The sequence below is a fragment of the Campylobacter sp. CNRCH_2016_0050h genome (assembly GCF_025772605.1).
Lineage (GTDB): Bacteria > Campylobacterota > Campylobacteria > Campylobacterales > Campylobacteraceae > Campylobacter_D > Campylobacter_D lari_D.
Window position 1 is genome coordinate 1 of record NZ_JAKMSK010000025.1, and the last position, 4,397, is coordinate 4,397.

The window sequence follows — 4,397 nt, forward strand, 5'->3', positions numbered from 1 at the left end:
CTTGATTAATTCATTTTCTTTTAAAATATTTTTAAAAATATCTTCAAGATCACTAGCTTTGCAAATTACTATATTATCCATATCCATTATTTTTCCTCATTTTTTAAGTAATAATAAATCGAATTGTTATCAAAACGATCTTTGAGCATGCACCATTTTCCTTTTTTTGCATATTCTTGCAAAAGTTTTCTTGCCTTTTCACGACCAACATATCTTTTGCAATTTCTTAAGACTAGGTTGATTAATTCATTTTGCTTAAAACGACCCATCTTTAAAATCTCTAAAACAGTTTTTATAAACTCTATCTCATAAGAACTCATCTCAACACTATCAAATTCCATTCTTTCTAAATTGCTAAAATTTAAAACTTTGAATGCTATTTTTTCAAGTATAAATCTTCCAAGTTTTTCTGGTCTTAACAAAATAGAATTCATCTCTTCAGTGTATTCACATCTATAGCTAAAATCAGCATAATCAACAATTTGATGACTATCAGAAAAAACTCCGCTTTTATTTAAATGATGAATAAAAAGCACAGTCCCACCTTTTTTTCGAATTATTTTCTCTTTTGAAAATAAATAATTTGGATCAATAAATCTTCCTATTTTTCTAGTGACACAATTTAAAGAATCAACAATTATAAATACATTGAATTTCTCTTGAATTTTTATTATTTCGTCGCATATGTTTTCAAAATATATGAATTTTTTATCAGAGCATGTTAAATCTATTACAAAAAAACGGTTGGTAAAATTTTCAAGAAGATTTGCGAAACCATATTTTTTTAAACTCGAAAGTCCCATATCTGCATTTATATAAAACACTCTAATTTCATTATCTTTCTTTAAAATTTCCTTGCAAAAATACAAACAAACACTTGTCTTTCCACTACCACTACTACCATAAAGCAAACCCAAAGATTCTTTCGGTATCAAATCTTTTAAGAGCCATGATTCTTGACAAGATTGAAAATTTTCCAATTTCAATGAAAATTTTTTTATGTTTTCCATCTTATAATCCTTTTTTAGAATTATAAATTCTTTAATTTAAAATAATATAAATTTTTATTTTATTTTTAACAAAAATATTTTAATATTTTAATAATTTTATATAGGATAATTCTATTATGATAAAAGAAAATATTAAGTTTTTAAGAAAACAACGCAAATTAACACAACAAGAGTTGGGCGAAATTTTAAATGTAGGACAAAAAACAGTAAGTATGTGGGAAAAAGGAAATAACAATATTACACTTCCTACAATACTAAAAATATGCGAATATTTTCAAATTAGTCCAAATGAGCTACTAGCAAATAATTTAGCGGATATGGAATTACATAGAAATCTTAGAAATTACAATAGACTTACACATGAATTACAGCTAAAAAATGGCTTAAATGATTTTTTAAAATCAAACATTGTAAATATGCAACTTCAAAAAATATCTAAACATATTCGTTCTCTCAAAGGTGTAGGATTTATAGAGAAATTAAGTGAAAGCTGGAGTGGAAATGGAGAGAAAATGCTTTTAATTCTTCTCTTGTTTATTAAACACTTAAACAAGATAGAATTAAGCCACACAACAATGAGTAAAAAAGATTTTATAAACATGTTAAAGAAATTTAAAATTTCTTTAAAAAATATCAAATTATACTCTTTAATTTTAAGTGAAAAAGACAAAATAAATACCATAGAGTGGGTAGAAAACAACTTAGATGAGATCGATGTAAATGCTTTATTTATTGATTTAAGGAAAGATGTTGAAAAAATAATTATAAATGAGCTTAATTCGTTTAATTATTTAATTTTTAAGGATTAAAACTAAAATTGGTCGTAAAGTGTTTTACAGTATAATCATTCTAAGGCTGCCTAACCAAAGGGTAACGGCCTTTGATTAATCAAATCTTGCCTTAGAGCGAATGAATGAGAACTTCGAATAATCATATTCTAGTAATTATTATACTACTATGTATAATAGTCAAGATTTATTAATGATTAACTTCTCCCTTTATGGGAGTTGCTAGAAACCTTTTTGCGACAATAATATCAAATAATGCTCAAAAAATATATTTTTATATAAACTATTCATTTTTATGTAAAAATCCTAAAATATCAGTTTTAAAAAAAGAAAACCATGAAAGATTTATGCACCCTGTAGGAGGGAGGGGAGGGGGAATCTGTATTTTTTGATTTAACACCTGCCCTAAAAAACACTTCAAAAACAGCAAAATCAAACTCAACAACAGTCCTATTTCAACTATTTAAAGACTTCAACAATGCAAATAATGAAAACAAGCACATGGATATATTGCTAGATATTGCTTTTTTATTATTGCTAATAAAAATACCACAATCAATAAAATATCCATTGACCCAGATGAGGAATATTTGTTTGAATATATCAATCAAGACTTTTTAGATATTGCTAATAACGTACATAATGATTTTAATTAAAACTATGCGCTTATAAAAACTATAAAAATAATTTATAACTTAGGTTATGAGGCTAATGAGTGTCTAAAATTAAAACTAAATAACAATAAAGACTATTCTTCTGCTTTAATTTTTACAGATGATCTTTTAGTCTCATACTAAATAAAGGAATGAAAAATGATTTTTAAGTTTTTAAATTTTGATGATAAAACAGTAAGAATGATTTATTTTGATGAAAGCTCTCATCTTAGTTTTTAACAACTAAGATGAGGGTGATTAAAACAATCACAAAAGCTATAATCTCATTCATAGTATCTCCTTTTTAAATAAAATTACCAAATTATATTTAAAAGGAAAATTTCTTACATAAAAGCTTCTTTAAACTTTTTCATTTTTATACAGTTTAAGATTTTTATTATTTTTTGTGAGTTTTTAAGTTATGTTTTGATTATATTTGATATAATTACCTTATAATTATAATATAATTATAAGGTAAAATATGAATTATGAATGGGATGAAGTAAAAGAGCGATTAAATATCGCTAAGCATAATGTTGATTTTAATGAGGCAAAATCAGTATTTGCAGATGAGTATGGCTTGGTTGTGTTTGATGAAGATCATTCAGATGATGAAGAAAGATTTTACCTTTTAGGAGTTAGTAATAAAGAAAGAATTTTGCTTGTGGTTCATTGCTATAGAGAAGGCGACACAATACGCATTATTTCAGCACGAAAAGCAACTGCAAAAGAAAAAAAACAATACAAGGATCAAAAATGAAAAAAGAAATAGATTTTAAAAATGCAATTAGAAATCCATATGTAGATAAAGAATTAAAAAGACAAGTAACTATCAATTTAAGTGGCAATGTTATTGATTATTTTAAAGAAATGGCTAAGAAAAAAGGCGTACCTTATCAAATTTTAATCAATATTTTTTTAAATGATTGTGTGAATAAAAAATTAGATATTGCAGTAGTTGAATGATTTTGTTTTTATAAAGCAAAGTAAAATTATAATTATTTTTACTTTGCTTTGTGATTAAAAAATTTATTACTTACTAGACTTTTCTCTTATAATCCTTTCTTTTTCACTCATAGGATATTGTTTGTCCCAAGCCTCCATAAGTTTTCTTTCTTGATCTGATAATTTAATATTATATGTTTTACTCATATATAAATAGCTTCTTGCAATATAGCCTTTAGAATAATTAGCAGGATAAAATCTTTTTGCTTTAAAGTCTGTATATACTTTACAATTTCCATATTGAGTGTATTCTAAATTCAAAGGAGCTTCAGCATATCTAAAATTACTTCTATCACCATTAACCTCACCTATGGCAGGAACTAGGTTTTGTTTATCAGCTTCCATTTTTGCAAAAAGTGGATCATTTTGACAAGCTTTTCTACCACCTTCCCTCCAGCAAGGTAAATGTTTTCCAAAGTTTTGGGCGCTCATAATATGTTCCCATTCTATGCGTTTTGCTCTTTGATTGATTTTACCTTTTTGGGTATATTCATTGCGTGGAGTGTATAAATCACTTTTAACCACTTCAAACTTAGTGTATTTTCCTTTTTTATTTGCTTTAAATGGAGCATTACAATAAAAATCATATTGATAAGCACTACCTAAGCTCTCATATAGCTTAACTAATTCTTTCTTGCTCTCATTAAAATTATCGCTAGCCAATAAAGATAAAGATGAGAATAATAGAATAGATAAGAGTTTTTTCATTGTTTTTCCTTGTTAGAATAAAAAAAGCCAAAGCGTTTCTAATCTTTCCCTCTAATTAAAGAGGGAATCAAAGCTAATAAGCCTTGACTATTATTATACAAATAAGTATAATAATAAAGATTAGATTTTGAAAAGTCAAATTAATTCACCTCATTTCTAAGGCAGGATTTGACTAATCAAAGGCCGTTACCCTTTGGTTAATCAGCCTTAGAATGATTATACAAAACATTTTC

At 25.9% G+C, this 4,397-nt stretch carries 5 protein-coding genes; 3 read left to right on the forward strand and 2 right to left on the reverse strand.

The annotated features are described in order from the left end of the window. Positions 1-86: 86 nt before the first annotated feature. Positions 87-1,010 carry an AAA domain protein gene (locus L8X28_RS08160; RefSeq protein ID WP_043019841.1) on the reverse strand — a complete coding sequence of 308 codons (924 nt, stop codon included), beginning with the start codon at positions 1,008-1,010 and terminating at the stop codon, positions 87-89. 116 nt (positions 1,011-1,126) lie between these two features. On the opposite strand from L8X28_RS08160, the gene L8X28_RS08165 reads away from it, so the two are divergent. From L8X28_RS08165 to L8X28_RS08175, 3 genes are all read left to right on the forward strand, one after another. Continuing rightward, a complete protein-coding gene (locus tag L8X28_RS08165; protein ID WP_043019840.1) occupies positions 1,127-1,819 on the forward strand; it encodes a helix-turn-helix domain-containing protein in 693 nt (230 codons plus the stop codon). Positions 1,820-2,932: 1,113 nt separating this feature from the next. After that, positions 2,933-3,211: a BrnT family toxin gene (locus tag L8X28_RS08170; RefSeq protein ID WP_147574770.1), complete on the forward strand. Its 279-nt coding sequence runs from the start codon at positions 2,933-2,935 to the stop codon at positions 3,209-3,211. Continuing rightward, complete coding sequence (locus L8X28_RS08175) at positions 3,208-3,417, forward strand: antitoxin (RefSeq protein ID WP_139452091.1); 210 nt, start codon at positions 3,208-3,210, stop codon at positions 3,415-3,417. Before L8X28_RS08170 ends, L8X28_RS08175 begins: the two co-directional genes overlap by 4 nt. 66 nt (positions 3,418-3,483) lie before the next feature. Here the strand turns inward: L8X28_RS08175 and L8X28_RS08180 are convergent, their stop codons facing one another. Beyond that, positions 3,484-4,164 (reverse strand): endonuclease, encoded by a 681-nt coding sequence (locus L8X28_RS08180; protein WP_263666043.1) that lies wholly within the window; start codon positions 4,162-4,164, stop codon positions 3,484-3,486. Between the last annotated feature and the right edge of the window lie 233 nt (positions 4,165-4,397).